The organism is Bdellovibrio svalbardensis, assembly GCF_029531655.1.
Lineage (GTDB): Bacteria > Bdellovibrionota > Bdellovibrionia > Bdellovibrionales > Bdellovibrionaceae > Bdellovibrio > Bdellovibrio svalbardensis.
Genome location: NZ_JANRMI010000003.1, coordinates 51,381 through 73,159, shown reverse-complemented (window position 1 = coordinate 73,159; position 21,779 = coordinate 51,381). Strand labels below are relative to the sequence as shown.

Genomic DNA, 21,779 nt, shown 5'->3' with positions numbered 1-21,779 from the left:
AGTATTCATACTCTAAACAGATCACATTAGTTTAGTGAATCTAGAGGTTTATATGACTGAGAACATGTCCGGGAACACACACGAAAGCAGCACAGAGATCTACTCTCTTGAGTGGAACAAAGAAAGCGTTCGTGCCCTCCGCCTTCGTTTGGGCTGGAGTAAATCCGATATGGCCCGCCGGTTGAAATGCTCTTTGACAGATGTCGAAGCTTTCGAAGAGGGGCAAGGTTCTATGCAAGCTCAAATCAAGGGTGAATTGGAAATCATGTACCGCCAATGCCAAGAGTGCTCGGACGAGGTAAAATACACTCCGGCCTCAGAACTTGCCCTGGACAAAAACGCCCTTGAGCAAATTGAATTTTCACGCGTCAAAGCGGATCTAGAATAATCGAATAATCGACATTAATGTGCTCCCGTTGTAGAGATATTTTCTGCAACCGGGAGACTCTGTGACCAATTCTACAATGAAAAAGCTATATCTCATCGACGTCAGCTCGATGTTCTTTCGTGCGTTTTACGCCGTTCGCCCTCTGACATCTCCATCGGGTCTTCCCGTGAATGCGATCTATGGTTTTCTTAGCATGATCACCAAGCTGATGAAGGAAGAAAAGCCTGAATACATGGTGTTTTGCTACGACCGTAAAGAGCCTTCATTCAGAAAAGAAATGTACCAGGATTATAAGGCCCATCGCACGGAAATGCCGGAAGATCTGGGGAAGCAAATTCCTTACATCAAACAGCTCGCGGACATTTTGGGCATTCCCGCTCTGGAAGTTCCAAACTATGAAGCCGATGATATTATCGGAACTTTGACCAAGTATGGCCGTCGCCAGGGTATGGAAGTCGTCATTGTCAGCGGTGATAAAGACTTTGCACAGCTTATCGAAGATCATGTGGTGATCTACGACACCATGAAAGACGTTCGCTATGACGCCAAGCTGGCTTTTGAAAAATGGGGAGTGCGTCCCGACCAGTTTATCGATTTCTTATCAATCATCGGCGACACCTCGGATAATATTCCGGGAGTCCGAGGCATCGGTGAAAAAGGCGCGATCAAGCTTCTTGAGCAGTATCAGCACATCGAAGAGATTTACGAAAAAATCGATCAAGTGGAGCCCAAGGGCATCCGTGAAAAACTAATCGCCTCAAAAGAGAATTGTCTGATTTCCAAAAAGTTGGTGACCATCACGACGGATATCCCTGTCGATCACAACATGGAAGTCTATAAACTTCGCGACTGGAAAAAAGATGAATTGCGCGCGTTCCTTCGTGAAATGAACTTTAAAACCTTCGAGAAAAATCTTTTGGGAGCAGATGGTGAAGTGACACCAGCGGCCGCCGGTGCAAATTGGTATGCCTCGACCTCCACGGCGGCTCCGGCTAAATCAAATGCGGGCAAGGTAAAAGAAGCTGAATCAAGCAGCACCCCGCTGACAGCCCCCTTGGCAGAGATCGCTCAATATTCAAATCAGGAATATCCAGAGCAAAAAATGTCGACTCGTGAGCTGACGGAGGTTCTGGCAGAGAATCAATCTTTGTGGGGCTTCTCTGATTCGCGCGGGTTTTTTGTGGGAACAGAAAAAGAAGTGATCGCCATTTCGGATCATGAAAATTTAGGGATCCTGACGGACACCTTCAAGATCCGATGGAATGGTTTTGATTTGAAAGAGTTCTGGCACAAGATCGGCGCGAAAACTCCCATTGCCTCTTGGGATTCGATGCTTGGCGCCTATGTCTTGAAGGCGGGGGATTCGACGGATTTTGCAAAAATGTATCAAAAGTTTATGGGTGAAGCCTTGCCGGACATGGCAACTCCCTCTCAGCTATACAATGCACACCTGCACTTCGCAAAAACCATCGACAAGCAACTTAAAGAGATCCACGGCGATAAGGTTTATCATGAACTTGAATTGCCTCTGGCGCGTGTTCTTTTGACGATGGAAAACTACGGGATTCGCATTGATACGGAGTTGTTGAAAAAAGAAAGCGAAGATCTGGGCTTGGAAATTCAAGAGCTCGAGAAGAAAGTTCACGCAGAAGCGGGTGAGACTTTCAACGTTGGAAGTCCGAAGCAGCTCGGTGTGATTCTATTTGAAAAGTTGGGCCTGCCTACCGGTAAAAAAACCAAAACAGGTTATTCCACTGATACGGACGTTTTAGAAAGCTTGGACCATCCGATCGCAAAGCTGGTTTTAAAATGGCGCGAGCTTTCGAAGTTGAAGTCGACTTATGTGGACGCTCTTCCGGCTTTGATCAGCCCGAAGGATGATCGCTTACACACGAGCTTTAACCAGGCCATGACAACGACGGGTCGTCTTTCCAGCACCAATCCGAACTTGCAGAATATTCCAGTCCGCACGGAGCGTGGGCAAAGAGTCCGAAAGGCTTTCATCGCACATCCGCGCATGAAGCTGCTTTCCGTCGACTACTCGCAAATTGAGCTAAGAATTTTGGCGCATATTTCGGAAGATCCTAATTTGTGTAAGGCCTTCGCTGAGGATCTCGACATCCATGCGGCGACTGCGGCAGAGATATTTGGTTTGTCTTTGAAAGACGTTACGTCAGAGCACCGTCGTGCCGCAAAGGCGGTGAACTTCGGTATTGCTTACGGGCAGGGTGCCTTCGGTTTGGCAGAAAACTTGGGGATCCCAAGGGGCGAAGCCAAAGATATCATCGATCGTTATTTCACCAGATTTAAAAACGTTCGTGATTATATCGACAACACGATCAAGCTGGCGCATGAACAGGGCTATGTTGAAACCTTGTTTGGACGTCGCCGCTATATCGATGAACTTCAGTCGAAGAATGTGATGCTTAAAAAATTCGGCGAACGTGCCGCGATCAATGCTCCGATCCAAGGAACAGCGAGTGATTTGGTAAAGAAAGCGATGATCGAAGTTTTTGAAAAGGTTCCAGTTCGCATGCTTTTACAAGTGCATGATGAATTGATCTTTGAAGACACCGAAGACAACTTGAATAAGCACATTCCCGAATTAGTCAGGATCATGGAGTCCGTTGCGACTTTGAAGGTTCCGCTAAAAGTGAATTACGCTGTTGGGAACAATTGGGACGAAGCGCACTAGAGTCCTAGTACGAGCGTCCTCTGAGGCAAGACGTGGTCTTGCCTCTTTTTATTTCAGGAATGTATCAGTTCGCTTAGTAATAAGTGAAGCAACTTGAATTGGCTCTACACCAGTAGAAGCTTGCCCCATTATTAACATAGGTGCCGGCCCCTCCTGTATTAAAGGCGGCGCCACCAGTGGAATCGCTCATACTCCCAGATCCTGGCGTTGTGCTAGCGCAGCCACTGACATTGTAACTTCCTGATGCTTCGGTGCCATTGATCGTGGCAGAGCAATGAGTTTCAGAATTGTCTGAAAATTTAATCGTCAAAGTAAATGGAGTTCCCGTGATATTTGCGCCTGCTAAATCCAGGCGAATCGCCCAAGCGGCATTGGCAGTGGCCCACGAGGAGAGTGTTGCCTTATTTGTCGTACCGCTGTCAGTGCTGGGTTCCTCTGCTGCTTTTTCAAGGCAACCTGTTGTGAGACCTAGTGTGAATATTGAAATCAGTAAAACCTGAGCTAACGTACCAGTCGATAGGTTTTTCATGTGCAAAGTCTCCATCATCACCTTGGTGATGCTTAGTGGTGCGGTATCGCACTGAGTATTATTCGGATTAATAGAGGGTAAGCTTGATAACAATTGCGGGAAATCGCCTAACTTTTAGGCGACTCCTTCAATTTTAATAAAGAATTAGAAATATTGAATCACAATGGGGCGGAAGATAATAAAGAAGTAGACAGAGTTATGTACTTCAGTAAATGGGATTAACAAAGCTTCTTTGCTTCCAAGTGGTGTGTCGTCTCTGTGGACTAGCAGGGTGAGCTATTCAGTTTCCCAACCAACAACTCGGCCACCTTCAAAATACACATAGCGCGTTTCTTTACGATAGCCTTCAGGTGATGAAGAGAAGCACTGATATTTCCAGCGTTCATTTTTATAAATTGGATTTCCTGAAACTTCGACACTCAATGGATCTCCCCAGGATTTCTTGACGTAGTCTTGCGGCATTCCCACGGCGATATCTTGAGTTTCGATGAGGTCCTTCATTTCAGCATGTGGAGCTTGCGAGCGATCCCAAATTTGGTGTTTGTTGATCCAAGCCTGGCGGCCTTCCAATGATGGAATCGCCAAGAAGGAGGCCTTTTCCTCGTCATTTTTCATCCAAGGCAAAACCTTGGAGTACTGTTCCTTTTCTTTCTTGGAGCTCAAAGTTCGCTCTAGCTCGCGAACCTTCTGGCGATCGCGAATCTCTTGCAGATCTCCTTCCGACAATGAATTAGGATCTTTTCCCAATTCATAAGCCGTTTGGCGAACGCTTTTGTCGCGAGCGGCATCTCGGTCGCTGCGGTCGTTATAGCTGACCCCTGAAGAACCATAGCCACTACTTGAAGATCTTTGAAGATTTGCACAGCCGGCGGTTAAGAAAGGCACAAGAACGAGGAATTTCATCACTTTCATCTATAGACTCCTAAAATTAATTCTAGCCGATGGACTTCTGTTTATAAATTGTTCTTGCTGGTTATTTGGTTCTTTTCTTACAATCGTCTTGGGAGAAACTTTTGACGGACAATGAAACCACGACCAAAGTAGAGGAAGAAAACAAAGATGGAGCTCCGGAGGAAAATTCGGAAGATCTTCTGTCGTTGGATAATCTCGATTCTATCTTGGCCGAAGAAGATCCCGAATTCGCAAAAGCCTTGAGTGAGATCGGTCCCGATGAAGAGATCGATGTGGATCTTTCCAACGAAAGCTTGGGCCTTGAGTACACTCTCGAAGACGAAGTGAAATTGTGGGCGGATAAGCGCCCTAAGTTGGCTAAATTTTTCCCCTTCCTGCCAAAGATCTCGTACAAGGTAAAAATGAAGCGCACAAGTCTGCGCCTCAGTTGGACGAAATTTAAAGAGCAGAGCATCTATAATATTCGCAACGCGGGTCCTTTACTTCTTGGCTGGTTGAAGAATCGCATTCAGTCCATGAAGTCCTCGGTGGGTGAGGGCTTGGCGGCATTTAGTACTTTCAGTTTGGTGAAGAAACTTGCCTTCGTTGGATTGCTCGGAGCGACGGGAGCATCAGGTTACGTGATCTATAAATTGGCCACTCATAAATTGCTTCCACCAGACAGCGAGCTTTTTATTTCGTCTTTGGAAGATTGGGCTCAGGCTAAGTATCAGTATTCTTCTGAAGATCAGATGGAGTCATTTTACGACTCAACCAGAACTTCTCAAAGTGTTCTTGAACTCAAAAAGTTTGTGGTGAATTTGCGTCGTTCCGGCACTTCGGGCCCTAATCCTATGGGGGCCTTCGAGTTTTATGTAGAAGGAACGGTCTCTGAGGCGGTTGTGGAAATCAAAGACCGTGAATCTGAAATCAGGGATTTATTTCTAAGGACGATCGAAGATATGACCTACGATCAGATGGCCTCAGCGGAGGGAAAGCGTCTGCTTTGTGATCGTCTTCGTAAGGAACTCAATAAAGTCCTCACTAAGGGCAAAGTCAGACGCATCTTCTTTAAGACGGCAATCGTTAAGCCTTAAAGTTTTCCAGGTCGATATTGTAGTATTTCAAGCGATCGTGGAGCGTGCTTTTCGGCATACCCAAATCCAAGGCCGTGCGGCGCTGGTTGCCCTTATTCACGGCAAGGCGCTTGATAATCATCTGCTTCTCAATCTCTTTGATCACAGGAATATTATTCGCCGGTGTGCTTTCGGCATGGCTGAGTAAAGATTTATCCAGCAGTTTTTCGATATGATAATCTTCAATCTGAATACGTGGATAAAGAGCCGCAGCACGAGTCACCAGATTTTTAAGTTCACGAATATTGCCCGGCCAAGGGTGTTTTTTCATTCGCGAGATCGCATTGAATGAGAAACGCACTTTCATTTTCTTGGCAAAACTATAAAGAAGCTCATCGAAATCCTCCATGCGCAAAACCAGGGCGGGAGGAGTGACGTTGACGACATTCAAACGGAAATACAGATCGGATCGGAAGGCTCCTTCGCGAATTTTCTCACTCAAGTTTTGATGAGTCGCCGCAATGATACGCACGTCAGTTTTTACATTGCGATCCGCGCCTACAGGTCGAATTTCACCGTTCTCAAGAGCGCGCAAAAGCTTCGCTTGAAGACTGTAGGAAAGGTCGCCGATTTCATCCAGGAACAGGGTTCCACCGCGAGCAGACTCGAAAGCGCCTTTGCGATCGTTGATCGCGCCAGTAAAGCTGCCTTTGATGTGACCGAACAGTTCGCTTTCAATCAAGGTTTCGCTGAGAGCACTGCAGTTGACGCTCATAAAAGGACCATTTTTTCGTAAGCTATTTTCATGAAGTGCAGATGCAATGACATCTTTGCCTGTGCCTGAGGGACCCAGAATTAAAACGGGGAAGTCCGTTTTGGCAACGTTGCCTAGTACTTGCAATTCTTCGTGCCAAACTTCATTGCGGCTTCTCAACGGAAATGAAGATTGCTGCTCTTTTTCCAGAGTAAAAAGAAGCTCCTGGGAACCGATGCGAATGATATCGCCTTCCTGAAGAAGAGCTTCCACGATTTTGGCGTCATTAACGAACGTGCCAAAGGAAGTGCGCATATCGCGGATCAGGAAGCCCGCTTCTTTGCGTTCGAGACGGCAATGGCGTTCGGCAATATCTTCGCCATCGAGCTGAATTTGGCAGTTTACATCCTTGCCGAGGGTGGCGAAGTCGCTGACTGAAAGAGTCTTCGCATTATCGCCAAAAGTTTTAAGAAATGCTTGTGTCGTTGGGGTCATGAGGAAATCTCCTGCTTAAAAAGTGTTCAAACCTGTCTGCACTTCGGTGAGTCCGGAGTGGTTGGCTTTCGGGAATGGCTATTACAAGGGCTCTGCCACGCTCAGATGGATTTAAACGGACTTGGGGGACTTTCGACTCGCCCTATTATCAGTCTAAGGACTTTCTTCTGAGAATTGAGAATTGGCTCAGGCTTTGGTATCCTCTGTTATGCCAAAAACGATTCAGTTCATTAAAAGTGCCGTCCTGGCCAAAGATTATCCTGTTCATAACATGGCCGAAGTGGCGATCGCGGGTCGATCCAACGCCGGAAAAAGTTCGTTCATCAACGGACTCGCAAAACGAATCATCGCTAAAGTCAGTTCGACGCCGGGTAAAACCCGTCTTCTGAATTTCTTTAATATGGAAGACTCCTATGTGCTGACCGATATGCCGGGTTATGGTTTCGCGGCTCGCAGTGGTGATGAACAGCGTGAGTGGCATCAAATGATCGAAACTTATCTGACCTCGCGGGAAAATTTGCGCGGTTTGATCCTGGTTATGGATATTCGCCGTTCATGGACTGAAGACGAAGAAATCATGCGACGCTTTTCTGAGCGTGAAGGGTTTCCGATCGTGGTTGTTTTGGCTAAAGCTGACAAGCTTTCTCACAGTGCCAAACTTCAAGCGATTGCAAAAATTAAAAAAGTAACGGGACTGAGCGCGGTGTTTGCGACTTCGGCAACGAAGAAAGAAGGCGCGGCAGAAGTCGAACGTTATATCTTTGAGAATTGGATTAAAGAATGAAGATTGTCGGAGTCATTCCTGCTAGGTACGGTTCAACTCGTTTTCCCGGGAAGCCTCTGGTGTCTTTAAAAGGTCGACCCCTTATTCAGTGGACGATCGAAGGCGCAAAAAAATCAAAACTTCTAACCGACCTCATTGTCGCTACGGATGATGAGCGTATCAAAGCTGCGGCAGAAGCAGTGGGCGCAAAGGTCGTAATGACCGACAGTGATCTTCCTTCAGGCAGTGATCGTATTCATGCAGCCATTAAAAATATCGATTGCGACATTGTCGTCAATATCCAAGGTGATGAACCTCTGGTGACCGGTGAGCTGGTTGATAAGCTCGCACAGGTTTTTGTCAATGATCCATCTATGGACATGGCGACTCTGGCTCATCCAATCAGTGAAGAAGAGTTGCAATCACCAAATTCCGTGAAAGTGGTTTTGAATCATAAAGATGAAGCTTTGTATTTCAGTCGCTTTGCGATGCCTTATTCGCGCATGAAGGCGTCAGAGCTTGGGACCTATGAAGGCTGTCTTAAGCACATCGGCATGTATGCCTATTCGAAAAAGTTTTTGAAACAGTTCTGTGAAGCGCCTCAGGCTTTGATTGAAAAAGCAGAAAGCCTGGAGCAGCTCAGAGCTTTGTATTTGGGTGCAAAAATTAAAGTCGTTCGAGTTCAAGAAGCAAGTCTTGGGGTGGATACTCCCGAAGATTTGGTGAAATTGGAAAAACTCTTAAGTCAGGGGAGATAATGGCAAAAAGAGCAGCATCGAAATCAGCAAGTAAGACAACAGCGAAGAAAACCACAAAGATTTCGACGGCGAAGTCGACGAAGAAAGCTTTGAAACAAAAATTTATCTTTGTTACCGGGGGAGTGGTTTCCTCGATCGGTAAGGGGCTTACAGCAGCCAGTCTTGGCGCCCTCTTGGAAGCTCGCGGTCACAAAGTGACTATTATGAAATTCGATCCTTATTTGAATGTGGATCCAGGCACGATGTCTCCTTTCCAGCATGGTGAAGTTTATGTCACCGAAGACGGTGCGGAAACTGATTTGGACTTGGGTCACTACGAAAGATTCACCTCTGCGATCATGAGCCGTTCAAACTCAGTTTCGACAGGTCAAATCTATGACACTGTTTTAGCTCGTGAGCGCCGCGGGGACTATTTGGGCGGAACTGTTCAAGTGATTCCGCATATCACGGAAGAAATCAAAGCACGTATCTATGAGGCGGCTCAAGGCAGTGAAGTGATCTTGGTGGAAATCGGTGGAACTGTCGGGGATATCGAATCTCAACCGTTCTTAGAGGCGATTCGCCAAATGCGCATTGATGTGGGAATGGAAAACTCTGTTCTGGTCCATGTGACTTATGTTCCTTATATCGCCGCAGCGGGAGAGTTGAAATCCAAACCTACTCAGCACTCGGTGAAAGAACTTCGCGAGATCGGTTTGCAGCCAGACTTCCTGGTTTGCCGTAGCGAAAAACATATTGATGAAAATTTGAAGGGCAAAATTGCCTTGTTCTGTTCTGTGCAACCAAATCATGTGATTGCGGCACAAGACAGCCGTTTTATTTATGAAGTGCCCATGGCATTGAATAAAGAGCATCTTGACGAATTGATCGTCGAGCGCTTGGGCTTGTCAGCAGGTAAGCCGGATATCAAAGGTTGGCAGAATCTGGTGAAGGTTCTTAGTAATCCCGCACACTCTGTGAAAATCGGAGTGGTTGGAAAGTACGTGGAGCTTAAAGAAGCTTATAAATCATTGCATGAAGCTCTGGTACATGGCGGGGTTGCCAATAATGCACGCCTTGAGATTATCTATGTCGACTCCGAAAAGGTGACAGACAAGACAGCCAAGGAACTTTTGGGAAAAGTCGATGGGATCCTGGTTCCAGGCGGCTTTGGCACTCGGGGTGTTGAAGGTAAAGTCACAGCAATCAAGTACGCTCGCGAAAAACAAATTCCATTCTTCGGGATCTGTTTTGGTATGCAGTTGGCCGCGATTGAGTTTGCTCGCAATGTCTGTGGCATCAAAGATGCGACCAGCCGAGAGTTCCATGCGGAAAACAAACGTAATGGCAACTTTGTGATTGATTCCATGGTTGAACAACGTGGCATCGTCAATAAAGGCGGAACAATGCGCCTGGGAGCTTTCCCTTGTGCGATTGCTTCTGGAACGACGGCCGCGCAAGTTTATAAAGCCTCTAATATCATGGAGCGCCATCGTCATCGCTTTGAGTTCAATAATAAGTACAAAGCTTTGTTCGAGAAAAATGGCATGGTGGCTTCGGGAATTTGTAAAGAACGCGACTTGGTTGAAATCATTGAGCTTCCGGATCATCCTTGGTTTGTGGGCGTTCAATTCCATCCGGAATTTAAGTCCAAGCCCTTGGCTCCGCATCCGTTGTTTGTGAATTTTGTTAAAGCTAGTTTGAAAAATAAGTAGGTAGAAGAGTTATGTCTAAAGTCATTCAACAAGGTCTTAGAGTTCTCGATGTGGAAGCGCAAGCAATCCTTGCCTTGAAAGAACGCCTTGGCGCTGAATTTGAGCAAGTTGTGAAAATCATCACGACCAGCAAGGGAAAACTGATTTTGACTGGAATGGGCAAATCAGGACAAATTGCACGCAAACTGGCGAGCACATTTTCTTCGACGGGAACTCCTGCGGTGTTTTTGCATCCGGCGGAGAGTTCGCACGGGGACCTTGGTGTTATTGAGAATGACGACGTGGTGATGGCTCTTTCTTATGGCGGAGAATCTCCAGAGTTCGCAGGTATTTTGCGCTTTGTGGCCCGTAAAGGAATTCCTTTGGTGGCGATTACAGGGAATATGAATTCTTCTTTGGCCAAAGCGGCACAAGTGACATTGAATGTGCATGTTTCTGAAGAGGCATGTCCTTTGGGTCTAGCACCCACAGCAAGTAGTACCGCGACGCTGGCTTTTGGCGATGCCGTGGCGATGGCCGTGATGGCAGAAAAAGGATTTAGCTCAGAAGACTTTGCCGAATTCCATCCCGGTGGAAGTTTGGGCTACCGCTTGTTGACTCGAGTTAAAGATGTGATGCATTCCGGGGATGCTTTGCCGACAGTGGGCCTTGAGGCGCCAGTGCGCGAAGTGTTCTCAATCATGACTCACAAAGATGTTCGTGGTGCGGCGGGTGTAGTCGATGAAAAAGGCGATTTGGTTGGGGTTATTACCGACGGTCAGATTCGTCGTCGTTTGGAAAAGAGCACGGATCCACTGACGGGCGTTGCAAAAGATTTGATGACGACCAATCCACGCACTATTGATGCGAACGAATTGGCGGAAAAAGCTTTGTTCGTTATGGAGCAATTCCAAATCAATATGCTTTTTGTTCTGGATAAGGATTCTGCAAATGCTCGCAAGCCAGTTGGCATCTTGCATGTTCAGGATCTTTTGAGAGCGAAACTTAGATAAAATCAATGAAGCGGCAATGGATTTCATATTTATTATCCCTCGCATTGCACTTGGGAGCATTTGTTATTCTTGTGCTGCTGACCGGAAAGCCTGTGGTGGCTCCGTCTGGGGTCGACAAAAGAAGTGATCCTATGCTGTTCGAGGTGGGCCTTGCCACCCCTGCCAAAATAATTGCGACAGCTCAAACACGGCCTGTAAATCAAAAGATAGAAACTCAACAGTCACAGCCTGCGCCGACGAGTTTGTCGAAGCAAAATGAAGTGGGTCTTAAAGAGGGAACACAATCAGCGGGTGAGCTTGGGCAGGCGAGCGGTTCCGACGCGACAGAGAGGGATCGTTATCTGTATGAGCTGCAAGTCCTGATTGAAGGTCGCAAGATCTATCCTCCGGTTTCGAAACAGTTGCGTGAAACGGGGAAAATCATCGTCGCCTTTACAATTCAACGTGATGGTTCCATCGTGGAAGTTAGTTTAAAAACTCCAAGTAAATTTGAGCGCCTGAATCTGGCGGCTAAAGAATTGATTTCTGGAATTAAACACTACAAGCCACTTCCGCAAAGCTTCAAAGAGACCTACTTTGAAATACCCATCGAGTATTCCCTCAACTAGCGAGTTTTGAGATATTGCCTTTTGCTGCATCTCTCCAAGAGATCCGGATCAGTGCGAGTGTCTTTGAGATATGTTGCGGCTTTGATAAAAGAGCTGGCGGCTTGAGACCCTTTGCGATTGATCTCAATCTTACGCCAATCTTTTTCACCCTCTGTTGCACCAAGCAGCTTTACGCCCTCTGCTGCGATCGCAATTGAAGAACTTTTTAAATCTGAAAGAAGTCTTTTTAAACTTGTTCTGGGAATGTTCATGCATTCTGAAATTTTTGAAGTATCAATTTTTTCAACATTTGAGCCGCTCAATTGAAAACGATAAAGCATAATGCCCCATATGCGGTACCACGTCCCTTCGTGATCTCCAGCATTGTCTCCACCGAGCTCAGAAAGGTCTCCGCGAATATCGATCATCTTATTAAAGAACTGATGTTCCTTTTCTTCGTTGGATTTATATGTGTAGAATTTCTTTTCAGCCCAACGAGCTTCATTTCTAAGTAGCTGATGTATGGTGAGTGTTGCCGCCCATGGGTCACCAGAGTTTAGTTTAATTGATTGCCGAAATAGCATGACTGGATCAATGGAGTTGTCTTTTTGGTTTAGAATCCAATCGCGAAGAATAGACTCGTAGCCAGTTTTATAGTCGCAGTGTCGATTCGGGAATGCAGCTAAGTAGTCTATGAACTGGTCAGAATCAAAGTTAGATGCACAAGCACCCTTCGAGATGTTGAATTTAATGGGAAATTGAGGGTTGAAATTGATAGTTTCTATGGCAAGGCATTGACCCAAAAGGTCCGCATCAATTTCGATCTTTTCTTTAGTCGGATAGGAGTAATTGGGGACGTAATAAGAGGTCACTCCTGGTAGCGAAAACAATAAAATGAGCGAAATTAAAGATACTTTCACAAATATCTTTTCGGTTTCTGCGGATGAGGGGACAACTAGACGATGGTCTAATTACACTCTTATATTCAATTCTTGCAGAGAGCTTTTAGTAACTCTCGAAGGTGCCCTTTTCTTTGTTCTTGCGAACGTTAGGGAGTGCGAAAACCTGGTTGTGGAATGAGATGTAAAATCCTGGCGCAAGAAGTTTTGCGGCCAGCAATGCTTCAGTGACGTTTTGAGCAGCATCGCTGTCATCGAAGCCCATTGGAATCATCGCGCCGGTGAAAACGACGGCCACTTTAGGAGCTGGAAGAGTTTTATAGCAATGTTCTGCAGTTAGGCTCATCGTGTCTGTTCCGTGTAAAACTACAATCGGACAGTTGTGAGACATGTGATCTTGAATGCAAGAGGCAATCGATTCGCGATCGACGTCGTCCATAAAAAGCGAATCTTTGCTCATCAAAGGGCTGACGGAAATATTGGTATATGGCAAACGCATCTTGGTTAAAATGCGATTCTTGATGCTGGTGCCGCGATTTTGTAAAGAACCATCGAACTCGTCATAAGTTTTCTCGATCGTTCCACCGGTAGTAATAATAATTACGTCTTGAATTGAGGTGCTCATGTCTTCAGAATCCTAATGTGGGGGAGTGAGGATGGCAAAGACGATTCTTTATATTGCGACAAGTCTTGATGGGCAGATTGCCACAAAGGATGGATCGGTCGAGTGGCTATATTCTTTTGACAAGAATCCGGATGGAACACCCCAAGATCATGGTTATGAGGCTTTCGTAAAAGATATCGAAACTGTCGTTATGGGGTCAAAGACCTATGAGTGGTTTGACAAAGCGGGAGTTCCCTATCCCTATTCTGATAAGAAAGCTTTCATTATCTCAAAGCGAAACCTGCCCGCTCCAAAAAATGGAAAAGTGACCTCTGAAGAGCCCCACCTTTTGGTTCGGAAACTAAAAGCAGAGTCCCAGGGGAATATTTGGATTGTTGGTGGTGGCTTATTGGTTTCGGCGCTTCTTTCGGCGGATCTTATCGATGAAATGAGATTGTTCTATATTCCGGTGATGCTGGGGGAGGGGACTTCTTTGAATCCTCATCCTGCCAAAATGACCTCATGGAAATTGCACAGCACCCAATCTTTTCCGACTGGAGTGATTGAGGCTGTGTATATTCGTTAGTTCACTTTCATTCCTTGAGCAAACATTGCGATATTCGCCCGAGTTTGTTCAATTTCATCTGCGCCATAAAGTTGAATCAACTTCTTAAGGAGCAAATCAACTTGCGAGAGATTCTGATCGCGTCTTTCTTTAATTTTATAGAGATATTCTTGGACTTGAGAAAGTTCGGGCTGTGACGGAATACCATATCCCGCTTTGACAAGACTTGAGGGGCCCGTCAACTCTTGGTCGAAAGTAAATATTTTTAGTATGCTATCCACGTACTTTTTGGTTTGTTGACCTGCTTCAGATTTTTGATCGATGTCACCTTGCAGGAAGCGATTGTAAGTGCTTTGAGTCACTTGTTTCTCAAGGTATCTCTCCAGGAAAAGGAACGCAGCCGACCACTTTCTGTAAGATCCCGAATCACCAAATCGGACACTGCCATAGAGCGCGCGACGCTCTTCCGGATCCATTTCAGCCCATTTTTTGATGGAATATTTTTGTCCAGACAGCGTGCGAATGACACTTAACGCTTGATCGAGCGTTTTTTCATATGAAGTGAAATAGTAACCACGCTCTTTGGCATTTTCCAAATTTTCAAAGTCGACTTCATTAGAAATCATATTTTTTCTTTTAAGTTCGAACAAAACACTTTTTGGAGTCTGTTCGCGAGAGTTCATAAGAGATGGATTTGCAATACCTGCTTTAAAGAGATTCATGATTTCGACAGCACAGTTGTTACTGAGGAAATAATAATTGCTGTTGTAAGACCAGTGGGTTTCCACGGCGCGTTCCAAGAAAGACTGGATCTGCTCGCGCGAAAGAGCCAGCGGATAGCTGAACAGATCGCGGAGTTCAGAGATATTGTATTCATTTATAATTTGTGGGAACGGAATGAAGAACAAACGACTTGCATAGGCACCAGTAAGACCGGCCCAGCCATTGATTTGCGGAGAGTCTACGAAAGCACGGAATGACAAGACGATATGGTGCTGAATGTCTTTAAGACATTCAGGTCCCACAGTCGTACGCTCCGGTGCGCACATAATCACACGAACCATGGAATGACCAAAGGCACTCATGATTCCTTCGCCGGACCCGGCTAAAAGATAGTGAATTGCATAGACTCTGTTGGGATTAATGACCCGAATCGCCTGTTGAGCCTTATCAAACTGAGGGTCGACAAAGGCCAAAGTCTTCGGGCAGGCTTGTTCGCCAAAAGGCTGATAGCTAAAGTGCTTAGCCAAGTATCTATATAAAGAAGGACGACGACATTGGTACTCACGATCCGTGAGGAAGTACTCCATGTTCACCGCGAACATTTCTTTGGGATTGGTCGCTTCGTAAGGATCTGGTGATCTGAAGCCAAACGTAGTGTTATCAATGCGCAGGCCTTTGCCATTGAGTGTTTGATACCAACCGGCGGCATCTAAGAAATCTGGCATTGTTGAAACTGTCGTTCGGGTCTTCTGATACAGTTCACAGGAGTCCGGCACACCGTAATCGCGATAGTGGTCTTTCCAGATCTCGCAATCTCTGATTTGACTGCGGATATCCTGGGGAATGACTTTGAGGAAGTCGTAAACATGTGAAAGTTCATGCACTAAAATGCGTGTCACCAGCTCTGGCTTATTAAGAAGATTGCTGTTGATCTGAATGATCCCGTCCTTGTTCACTTCGCCCGCGACATGGGCCTCCATCGGGATGGCTTTCAGCTGGTAGTGATCGAATTTGATTCGTCCTTCAAGGCGAATTCTCATTATCGGAGGAAGCAGCTCATAAGCGCTGACGAATTGACCAGCGATCTGAGTCTTTTGGGCTGAAGTCAGCGTACTTCCTTCAATAGTAAAGCGAGGCATCGCTAAACCTACGGAAGCAAACAGGCCTGAAATGAGACTTGAGACTATATATAGATATAAGTGCTTCTTCATAACTGGTTTACAGAGCAAAGATCACACCCCTCTATATAAGATAAAGCGCTTTTGGAGGGATTTTAGGTGTCTAACCGGAAGACAAAGTGACTGCAATTGTTGTCTTTTTCTGGGAATCCCTGTCTCAAAATGAATCTATAGGTTCTGGGCGGGCACACGCATTGCTTTATGGTCATCATAACATTAGGAGGTTTTTGTGAAAAAAGTATTATTGTTGTCTCTAGTTATGATCGGTGCCGCTCACTCTGCATTGGCTGCGAATAAATCCGTAACTACGAAAGTTACTGAGAGTGTGTCTTCTTCATCTTATTCTAAAGTTGAATGTAGCATGGAAGATTACACGTGCCAGAAGTTGATCCTTGATATGGGACGCCAAGAGGCTTTGAGTCGCGTATTGTCTGGAGAAAACGGAAAGATTTCAGTTGTTCTTCAACAATCGATCTCGATCGTTCGTCAACATGATGAAAGTGCCAAAGATCTTTCCGATGCGCAAATCATCGAAATTCTAGCTTCTCAACAACAATAAGGACTATTTTTTATGAAATATCTTTTAACCTCATTGATTTCAATGTTTGTAGCGGCGCCGGCGTTTGCCTATATCACCGCTACTGCGGCACCAAAAACAGTCGACCCAAATACGCGCACACATATTTTGATCGTGGGTAATGGAACTGACTTGGGTAATGCTTTGACAGAAGCGGCAGCCGCTCAAGCCAAAAAGTACAATGAACTTTATCCGAACGAACAGGTCTATTTGATTTCAGTGAATGAAACTGGAAAAGACCAAGACATTGAAGATCTTAAGAACTTTGGTTTTGCCAACATCACTGAAAAGGGCAAATCATTTAGGTCAAAAGACGTATTCAACGAAATGAGTTCATTCAGTAAAATTGCGTCAGTGGATGTTTTCTCACACAGTGTTGCTTACTACGGTGTGATCCTTGACGGAAAGTTGAATCGTTTGGATCCAAAAGCTGACGGCTACGAGAAACTTGCGAGTCACTTTACGAGTGATGCTTATGCATTCCTTCATGGTTGCAACAGCGCGCAGTTCCTTGCAGGTATCTTCTCATTCCAATGGGGTATTCCTGTAGCGGGTTCTTTCACAGGTACAGACTTCCAATACTTGTATGACAACAAAGGCTTCCATAACGATGACGATCGTAAACCTAAAGACTCTGCAAAAGTAAAAGTGAACAGACAAAGTTTCGAAAAGAACATTGGCTGTTATGCTGGTGGATGTTCTCGCCTGTTCCCGGATAACTTTGCTTATCACGGATTCTGGGGTTCATTCAACGAAGGCGGTCTTGGTTTCTACAAATGGCTTTGCGTGAACAACTCTATTACGCAAGACAGATGTTTCAAGACAATGGCTCGCGCAGCACTATCTTATATCTCTGTAAAGGCACTTCGTGAGAACTCTTCTTTGGAAGACTACAAAGACGTTGTGTTGGATTACCTTTGCCCTGCAAACAAGCGTGACGAGTGCCGTGCGGCCCTTGAAAACGCAGCTGCAACTGGCAAAATGGAATACGATCCATACGGTGCGAAGTCTTTGCAATGTGACTTCAAAGGTTGCCAAGCGAAGTTTACTTGTGAACGCATCCCACTTGTTAACTTGTTGAAATCTGGTTCATGCGAAGTTCAAAACTTGCGTACATCGAACAAGACTACGACGATGGCTAATGAGTACGTAGCTTACTTGAAAGGTTACAAACTTCTTCAAGCTGAGCTTGCAGCTAAAAGATAATTTGTTTCTAAAAATCTCTATTGTTATGAAGCCTCGATCGCAAGATCGGGGCTTTTTATTTTTTTGGCGATCCGTAAAGACTTGCGAGTGGCCTTTTTCTTTGGCCATGCTAAAGTGTCACTATCTTCCTTCGAAAGCGAGTGAGCACAAAATGACGAATTCCTTTGTAGAGCTGTTAGGCAAGATCGCTAATTCCATCTTAACCAGTCTGATTGTTTCCATAGTTCTGTTCGTTGCTGGTTACTCGGTCCTAACCGGGGAGTTTCCACCTAATTTGGCAAAGCTTAAAAAGAGCTATCAAAACCTGCACAAGGTGACTCAAATCAGCCGGCAGATTCATGAGCAGGATTTGCGCATGAAAAAACAATACGAAAAAACTGGCCAAGTGAGCGAGGAAGATGTCGCTGTATTGCAAAGTCTGAATTTGCAGCGTGCTGAGCTCGGTGTTGGAATTTTGGCCGGAGACTCCAAGTCAGATCAAACGAACGAGCGCATCCAGCAGCTTGAGAAAAGGGTCACTCAGTTGGAAACCGAATTGAAGTCTCGGAATTCAAAATAGAACTTAAGAAAATTCAATGTGGCTATTATCTAAAGCCATTTTTGTCTGTTTTACCTAATCTGTTCATCGAATCGGTGTATTCCGAGGTGATTGGAACATAATTCTTGCGAAAGTCGACCTAAGTCTTGGCCAACCAAAGTCCTGTATCACAGAGGGACACTTGCCGCCTTGTGTATTATTTCCCACAATGATTTTGTGGGAATAGAAATTTCAAAATTGAAAAATATCAAGATGTTAGTCCTCGATGTGGACGGCGTTTTAACTGACACTCGGCTATGGTATGACGGCAAAGAATGGCGCCGTTTTTTTTCTATTCGAGATGGCGTTGGTATCAAACGTTTGATTGATGCTGGTTACATTCTGGCAGTGATCACTGGCACCAAGGCAGAAGACATTCGAGTGCGGGTGAAAAACCTTGGCATTCAATTCTTTTACGAAGGGGCCCTCGACAAGGAACCTTCTTTCTTACAATTACAAAAGGAATCTGGGATCTCTCCGTCGGAAATGGCTTATATCGGCGACGATATTTTTGACATTCCGATGATTCAAGAAGTGGCTTTTGGTGCGACTGTGCCAGAAGCCGTGGATGAGGTTTTGGAAATTGCAGATTACGTGACTCGTCGACCTGGTGGATGCGGGGCGGTCCGAGAAGTTTGTGACTACATCTATAAACATGGGGCCTTTTCAGGTAGGTAATTCATGCTAAGAAACGTTTTTAAAGCTGGGATCGTCATTATTTGTGCGTTCCTCTTACACAATACAGCGTTCGCAGCGGATGTCGTCGAACTTCCTCAAGAGGAATTGGCGACGGAGTCTGTTCTTCCGGTATTTGATAAATCTGTCAGTGTGAAGAATAGAAATATTGTCACAGCAAAACGCTGGGATGCGGATATTTTCTATAGCTATGCGATGACGGAACCAATAGCGAACGTCAGTAAGCTGGGTGTGGCGTTTTACTATAATTTCAATGAAGACCATGCATTGGGTTTCTTATACGCCAAAAATTTCGCGGGTCTTTCCAGCTATGCGAATCAGTTGAACAGCCAATATAATTTGGATTTCAGTCGCGCACCACAGCCGTTGGCGAGCTATATGTTGGATTATAATATCAAGGCTTTCTATGGCAAAATGAGTCTGACGAAGTCCTTGGTGTTGAATACACTGCTTTACGGTTCAGCTTCGGCAGGTATGATTCAATACGAGCATAAGACGTATCCGGCAATTGCTTTGGGTTTAGGGCAAAAGTTTTTCTTCAATCGCAATTGGGCGCTGCGCTTTGACCTTCGCTTGTACGCGAATCAAGCGCCGATTCCATTCTTGGGTAACAATCAATTGAAACCAACAACACAACCACCGCCGACTTTTGATCAGTTCCAAGAGCGAGTTACTTACACAACGACCCTTGATGCGGGTTTGTCTTATTTATTTTAAGAGGGGATAGAAGATGTTGAACAAGAGTCTACTAACAGCTTTGCTCCTTCTTAGTTTTGCAGCTCCTGGGGTTGTGAAGGCGCAGACACAAAAAGCCGAAGGCGATGATCTGGATGTTATTGAGCTGGAGCTTGATAAAGCTGCTCCCGGTAAGCAGGCACCAGCGAATGCTGCTCCTTCTTACTCTTCTGAAGAGACGCCGCAAGAAAGTGCTCCATTGACTGACTTTAAAGGTCTTGGAACTTTGGCGCCGTTTAAAGAAATTTCGATCGTTCAAAAGCGTTACATGCCGAAAACAGGACGCTTTCAGTTATTTGGTGGGGTGACGACTGTCACAAATGACCCTTTCTTCAATACATTTGGCGGAGTGGCGAAGGCTGCTTACTTCTTGAATGAAACTTGGGGCTTGGAGCTGAATTATTTTGGTCTGACTACTTCAGAGCGTCAGTCCACCAAGGAACTTCAAGACAACAATAATGTTAAAACCGAAAGTTTGGCTTATCCGAAGTCTTATATCGGTGTGGACGTAATGTATGTTCCTATCTACGGTAAAATGACTTGGTTCAATGAGCGCATCTTGCCATTTGATATGTATTTCTCTGCCGGTTATGGCACGACGAATACTTCAACGAATGAAAATTCAGGCACGATCCATTTGGCGACGGGCCAAATGTTTGCTCTGACTAAGTCAGTGGCCTTCCGCTGGGACTTTAGCTGGAACTTTTTTAATGCCAGCGTGGTCGATCAGAACGGCACCAAATCAACGAATTCATTTAACAACCTCTTCCTTACTGTGGGTATGAGCTGGTTCTTCCCGGAGGCTAGTTACCGATGAGAAAACTATTATTACTCCTGATTTCTACAAGTTTGATTATGCCTTTGGCTTCTTCAGCGCAGCCTGGAAAGAAGAGCTTGAAACAAGCTCCCAAAAGGACTGCTTCTGCAGGGGCGGGTAACTCACGCGAGAGCCAGTTGAAATTCCAATTGAGCAATGCTCTTCGTCAGGCGCAAAGTGGTCAGTACGAGGCGGCAGCCAACTCACTGTTCTCTTTGGCGCGCCGACCTGAATTGGCTTCTGAGCGAGCGCAAATCAAGTACATCTTGGGGACGATGTTGATGGAGCTGAAGCTTTATCAAACTGCGGCCTTCCAATTTGTCGATGTGATCCGTATGAATCATCCCAAATATTCCAAGCAAGCGATCGAAAAACTTTCAATCGTAGCGGACAGCTTGGGTGATGATACGATCCTAAACTATGCGATTTCTCGTGTTGATGTGACCGACATTCCACCGAATCAGAAAGATATGATCAACTTCCGTTTGGGCGAGATTAAATTGCGCAATCGGGAGTACGCAAAAGCCCAGGATCTCTTCAACCGCGTCGGACCAGGCAGCAGCTACTACTTCCAAGCATTATTTAATAAAGGCTTGGCAGAGATGGAAGCCAATCAGCCTGCAATCGCAGTCGGCACTTACAATAAAATGTTAGATGCTAGAAGAAAAGCTCCTGTGACGGATCCAAATCGAGTTGAAGCGCAATTGGCTTTGGCTCGTGCTCTTTATCAAAAACAGGATTGGGAAGCGGCCATCGAAGCTTACTCTCAGGTTCCTCGTGATACAGTGATGTGGCATGATGCGGTGTTTGAACAATCATGGGCAATGCTTCGTGCGGCTCGTTTCCGTTCGGCTTTGAGTAACTTCCAAACATTGCACTCGGCTTACTATGAAGATTTCTATATGCCGGAAAGTCTGCTTCTGCGTTCGATCGTTTACCTCTACATCTGTAAGTACGACGAAATGGAGAAGGTTTTGGGCCTTTTCGAAAAAACTTATGGCCCGGTACGTACAAAAATTGGCGATTTCCTGAAATCATCAGGGGAGCCGACAATGTATTACAACGAAGTTGAAAAAGCTTATTCGATGAAGAATTCAGATAAGACGGCGGCTCTTCGTCTTCCCTACATCGTACTTAAAAATGTTTTGGATCAAGGCGACGTGAAGCGTTCGATTCATTACCTCGAAAAACTGGCGCAAGAGAAGGCGCGTGTTGAGAGCAATTACGCGTTCAAGGCTTCTTCTTTGGGGCAGTACTCCTTGAAGATCATCGCGAATCGCAGCAAAAACACCAAGCTGGCGATAGGCGAGATGGTCAAAGCTCACCTGCAAAACATGCGTGTTGAGTTGCGCGACCTGTATGAGCAAGCTGGATTCATCCGTTACGAGATGATCAACGGTCGCAAAGAAAGCATTAAAAAGAAAATCGCTGGTAAAGATATTGGTGACGGACAAATCGACGAAAAAATCGATCGTCAGTTCTATATTCAAAATGGCTATCAGTACTATCCATTCCAGGGTGAGTACTGGCTCGATGAAGTTGGAAACTACCACTACCTTGGAAAACAGAGTTGCGAGTAA

22 protein-coding genes are annotated in these 21,779 nt (G+C 45.5%); 16 read left to right on the top strand and 6 right to left on the bottom strand.

The annotated features are described in order from the left end of the window. Window positions 1-52: 52 nt before the first annotated feature. Window positions 53-388: a helix-turn-helix domain-containing protein gene (locus NWE73_RS10430; protein ID WP_277578261.1), complete on the top strand. Its 336-nt coding sequence runs from the start codon at window positions 53-55 to the stop codon at window positions 386-388. A 76-nt stretch (window positions 389-464) separates the two neighbouring features. Then, on the top strand, window positions 465-3,083 hold the full coding sequence (gene polA / locus NWE73_RS10425; protein ID WP_277578260.1) for a DNA polymerase I: 2,619 nt from the start codon (window positions 465-467) through the stop codon (window positions 3,081-3,083). Window positions 3,084-3,156: 73 nt separating this feature from the next. Here polA and NWE73_RS10420 read toward each other — a convergent pair whose 3' ends face one another. After that, complete coding sequence (locus tag NWE73_RS10420; protein WP_277578259.1) at window positions 3,157-3,612, bottom strand: hypothetical protein; 456 nt, start codon at window positions 3,610-3,612, stop codon at window positions 3,157-3,159. A gap of 276 nt (window positions 3,613-3,888) precedes the next feature. Beyond that, entirely contained in the window at window positions 3,889-4,524 is a 636-nt protein-coding gene (locus tag NWE73_RS10415) for a hypothetical protein (protein ID WP_277578258.1), read from the bottom strand. 101 nt (window positions 4,525-4,625) lie between these two features. Between NWE73_RS10415 and NWE73_RS10410 the strand changes: the two genes are divergently transcribed. Next, on the top strand, window positions 4,626-5,600 hold the full coding sequence (locus NWE73_RS10410) for a flagellar basal body-associated FliL family protein (protein ID WP_277578257.1): 975 nt from the start codon (window positions 4,626-4,628) through the stop codon (window positions 5,598-5,600). On the opposite strand, the gene NWE73_RS10405 is transcribed toward NWE73_RS10410, so the two are convergent. Next, entirely contained in the window at window positions 5,590-6,828 is a 1,239-nt protein-coding gene (locus NWE73_RS10405; RefSeq protein ID WP_277578256.1) for a sigma 54-interacting transcriptional regulator, read from the bottom strand. The genes NWE73_RS10410 and NWE73_RS10405 overlap by 11 nt on opposite strands. Before the next feature lie 208 nt (window positions 6,829-7,036). On the opposite strand from NWE73_RS10405, the gene yihA reads away from it, so the two are divergent. From yihA to NWE73_RS10380, 5 genes are all read left to right on the top strand, one after another. Continuing rightward, window positions 7,037-7,612: a ribosome biogenesis GTP-binding protein YihA/YsxC gene (gene yihA / locus NWE73_RS10400; RefSeq protein WP_277578255.1), complete on the top strand. Its 576-nt coding sequence runs from the start codon at window positions 7,037-7,039 to the stop codon at window positions 7,610-7,612. Next, complete coding sequence (kdsB, locus tag NWE73_RS10395; RefSeq protein WP_277578254.1) at window positions 7,609-8,349, top strand: 3-deoxy-manno-octulosonate cytidylyltransferase; 741 nt, start codon at window positions 7,609-7,611, stop codon at window positions 8,347-8,349. Before yihA ends, kdsB begins: the two co-directional genes overlap by 4 nt. Window positions 8,350-8,438: 89 nt before the next feature. Next, window positions 8,439-10,043, top strand: a complete 1,605-nt coding sequence (locus NWE73_RS10390; RefSeq protein WP_407652953.1) for a CTP synthase — start codon at window positions 8,439-8,441, stop codon at window positions 10,041-10,043. 11 nt (window positions 10,044-10,054) lie between these two features. After that, a complete protein-coding gene (locus tag NWE73_RS10385; RefSeq protein WP_277578252.1) occupies window positions 10,055-11,035 on the top strand; it encodes a KpsF/GutQ family sugar-phosphate isomerase in 981 nt (326 codons plus the stop codon). 5 nt (window positions 11,036-11,040) lie between these two features. After that, complete coding sequence (locus NWE73_RS10380; protein ID WP_277578251.1) at window positions 11,041-11,643, top strand: TonB family protein; 603 nt, start codon at window positions 11,041-11,043, stop codon at window positions 11,641-11,643. Here NWE73_RS10380 and NWE73_RS10375 read toward each other — a convergent pair. Both NWE73_RS10375 and NWE73_RS10370 read right to left on the bottom strand, forming a co-directional pair. Continuing rightward, window positions 11,640-12,542, bottom strand: coding sequence for a hypothetical protein (locus NWE73_RS10375; RefSeq protein ID WP_277578250.1), 903 nt, complete (start codon window positions 12,540-12,542; stop codon window positions 11,640-11,642). The two genes, NWE73_RS10380 and NWE73_RS10375, sit on opposite strands and share 4 nt — an antisense overlap. An 85-nt stretch (window positions 12,543-12,627) precedes the next feature. Further along, window positions 12,628-13,146, bottom strand: coding sequence for an asparaginase domain-containing protein (locus NWE73_RS10370; protein WP_277578249.1), 519 nt, complete (start codon window positions 13,144-13,146; stop codon window positions 12,628-12,630). Between the two features lie 31 nt (window positions 13,147-13,177). On the opposite strand from NWE73_RS10370, the gene NWE73_RS10365 reads away from it, so the two are divergent. Beyond that, a complete protein-coding gene (locus NWE73_RS10365) occupies window positions 13,178-13,711 on the top strand; it encodes a dihydrofolate reductase family protein (protein ID WP_277578248.1) in 534 nt (177 codons plus the stop codon). Here NWE73_RS10365 and NWE73_RS10360 read toward each other — a convergent pair. After that, entirely contained in the window at window positions 13,708-15,624 is a 1,917-nt protein-coding gene (locus NWE73_RS10360) for a DUF7844 domain-containing protein (RefSeq protein WP_277578247.1), read from the bottom strand. The two genes, NWE73_RS10365 and NWE73_RS10360, sit on opposite strands and share 4 nt — an antisense overlap. Window positions 15,625-15,820: 196 nt before the next feature. Between NWE73_RS10360 and NWE73_RS10355 the strand changes: the two genes are divergently transcribed. The 7 genes from NWE73_RS10355 to NWE73_RS10325 all read left to right on the top strand — a co-directional run bounded on the left by NWE73_RS10355 (window position 15,821) and on the right by NWE73_RS10325 (window position 21,779). Continuing rightward, complete coding sequence (locus tag NWE73_RS10355) at window positions 15,821-16,150, top strand: hypothetical protein (protein ID WP_277578246.1); 330 nt, start codon at window positions 15,821-15,823, stop codon at window positions 16,148-16,150. 12 nt (window positions 16,151-16,162) lie between these two features. Further along, window positions 16,163-17,374, top strand: a complete 1,212-nt coding sequence (locus NWE73_RS10350; RefSeq protein WP_277578245.1) for a hypothetical protein — start codon at window positions 16,163-16,165, stop codon at window positions 17,372-17,374. Window positions 17,375-17,525: 151 nt separating this feature from the next. Further along, the gene (locus NWE73_RS10345; RefSeq protein ID WP_277578244.1) at window positions 17,526-17,933 is read left to right on the top strand and encodes a hypothetical protein; all 408 of its coding nucleotides are present in this window, start codon (window positions 17,526-17,528) and stop codon (window positions 17,931-17,933) included. A gap of 216 nt (window positions 17,934-18,149) precedes the next feature. After that, window positions 18,150-18,629, top strand: a complete 480-nt coding sequence (locus NWE73_RS10340) for a KdsC family phosphatase (protein WP_277578243.1) — start codon at window positions 18,150-18,152, stop codon at window positions 18,627-18,629. A 3-nt stretch (window positions 18,630-18,632) separates the two neighbouring features. Beyond that, on the top strand, window positions 18,633-19,364 hold the full coding sequence (locus NWE73_RS10335; protein WP_277578242.1) for an outer membrane beta-barrel domain-containing protein: 732 nt from the start codon (window positions 18,633-18,635) through the stop codon (window positions 19,362-19,364). A gap of 13 nt (window positions 19,365-19,377) precedes the next feature. Beyond that, window positions 19,378-20,199, top strand: a complete 822-nt coding sequence (locus NWE73_RS10330) for an outer membrane beta-barrel domain-containing protein (RefSeq protein WP_277578241.1) — start codon at window positions 19,378-19,380, stop codon at window positions 20,197-20,199. Continuing rightward, entirely contained in the window at window positions 20,196-21,779 is a 1,584-nt protein-coding gene (locus NWE73_RS10325) for a tetratricopeptide repeat protein (RefSeq protein WP_277578240.1), read from the top strand. Before NWE73_RS10330 ends, NWE73_RS10325 begins: the two co-directional genes overlap by 4 nt.

What these genes read in the sequence shown, in the direction of transcription:
- NWE73_RS10370 (WP_277578249.1), bottom strand. Translation starts at nt 13,146, where the DNA reads ATGAGCACCTCAATTCAAGACGTAATTATTATTACTACCGGTGGAACG.
- yihA (WP_277578255.1), top strand. Translation starts at nt 7,037, where the DNA reads ATGCCAAAAACGATTCAGTTCATTAAAAGTGCCGTCCTGGCCAAAGAT.
- NWE73_RS10405 (WP_277578256.1), bottom strand. Translation starts at nt 6,828, where the DNA reads ATGACCCCAACGACACAAGCATTTCTTAAAACTTTTGGCGATAATGCG.
- NWE73_RS10380 (WP_277578251.1), top strand. Translation starts at nt 11,041, where the DNA reads ATGAAGCGGCAATGGATTTCATATTTATTATCCCTCGCATTGCACTTG.
- NWE73_RS10420 (WP_277578259.1), bottom strand. Translation starts at nt 3,612, where the DNA reads ATGAAAAACCTATCGACTGGTACGTTAGCTCAGGTTTTACTGATTTCA.
- kdsB (WP_277578254.1), top strand. Translation starts at nt 7,609, where the DNA reads ATGAAGATTGTCGGAGTCATTCCTGCTAGGTACGGTTCAACTCGTTTT.
- polA (WP_277578260.1), top strand. Translation starts at nt 465, where the DNA reads ATGAAAAAGCTATATCTCATCGACGTCAGCTCGATGTTCTTTCGTGCG.
- NWE73_RS10360 (WP_277578247.1), bottom strand. Translation starts at nt 15,624, where the DNA reads ATGAAGAAGCACTTATATCTATATATAGTCTCAAGTCTCATTTCAGGC.
- NWE73_RS10345 (WP_277578244.1), top strand. Translation starts at nt 17,526, where the DNA reads ATGACGAATTCCTTTGTAGAGCTGTTAGGCAAGATCGCTAATTCCATC.
- NWE73_RS10385 (WP_277578252.1), top strand. Translation starts at nt 10,055, where the DNA reads ATGTCTAAAGTCATTCAACAAGGTCTTAGAGTTCTCGATGTGGAAGCG.
- NWE73_RS10430 (WP_277578261.1), top strand. Translation starts at nt 53, where the DNA reads ATGACTGAGAACATGTCCGGGAACACACACGAAAGCAGCACAGAGATC.
- NWE73_RS10335 (WP_277578242.1), top strand. Translation starts at nt 18,633, where the DNA reads ATGCTAAGAAACGTTTTTAAAGCTGGGATCGTCATTATTTGTGCGTTC.
- NWE73_RS10350 (WP_277578245.1), top strand. Translation starts at nt 16,163, where the DNA reads ATGAAATATCTTTTAACCTCATTGATTTCAATGTTTGTAGCGGCGCCG.
- NWE73_RS10330 (WP_277578241.1), top strand. Translation starts at nt 19,378, where the DNA reads ATGTTGAACAAGAGTCTACTAACAGCTTTGCTCCTTCTTAGTTTTGCA.
- NWE73_RS10365 (WP_277578248.1), top strand. Translation starts at nt 13,178, where the DNA reads ATGGCAAAGACGATTCTTTATATTGCGACAAGTCTTGATGGGCAGATT.
- NWE73_RS10415 (WP_277578258.1), bottom strand. Translation starts at nt 4,524, where the DNA reads ATGAAAGTGATGAAATTCCTCGTTCTTGTGCCTTTCTTAACCGCCGGC.
- NWE73_RS10325 (WP_277578240.1), top strand. Translation starts at nt 20,196, where the DNA reads ATGAGAAAACTATTATTACTCCTGATTTCTACAAGTTTGATTATGCCT.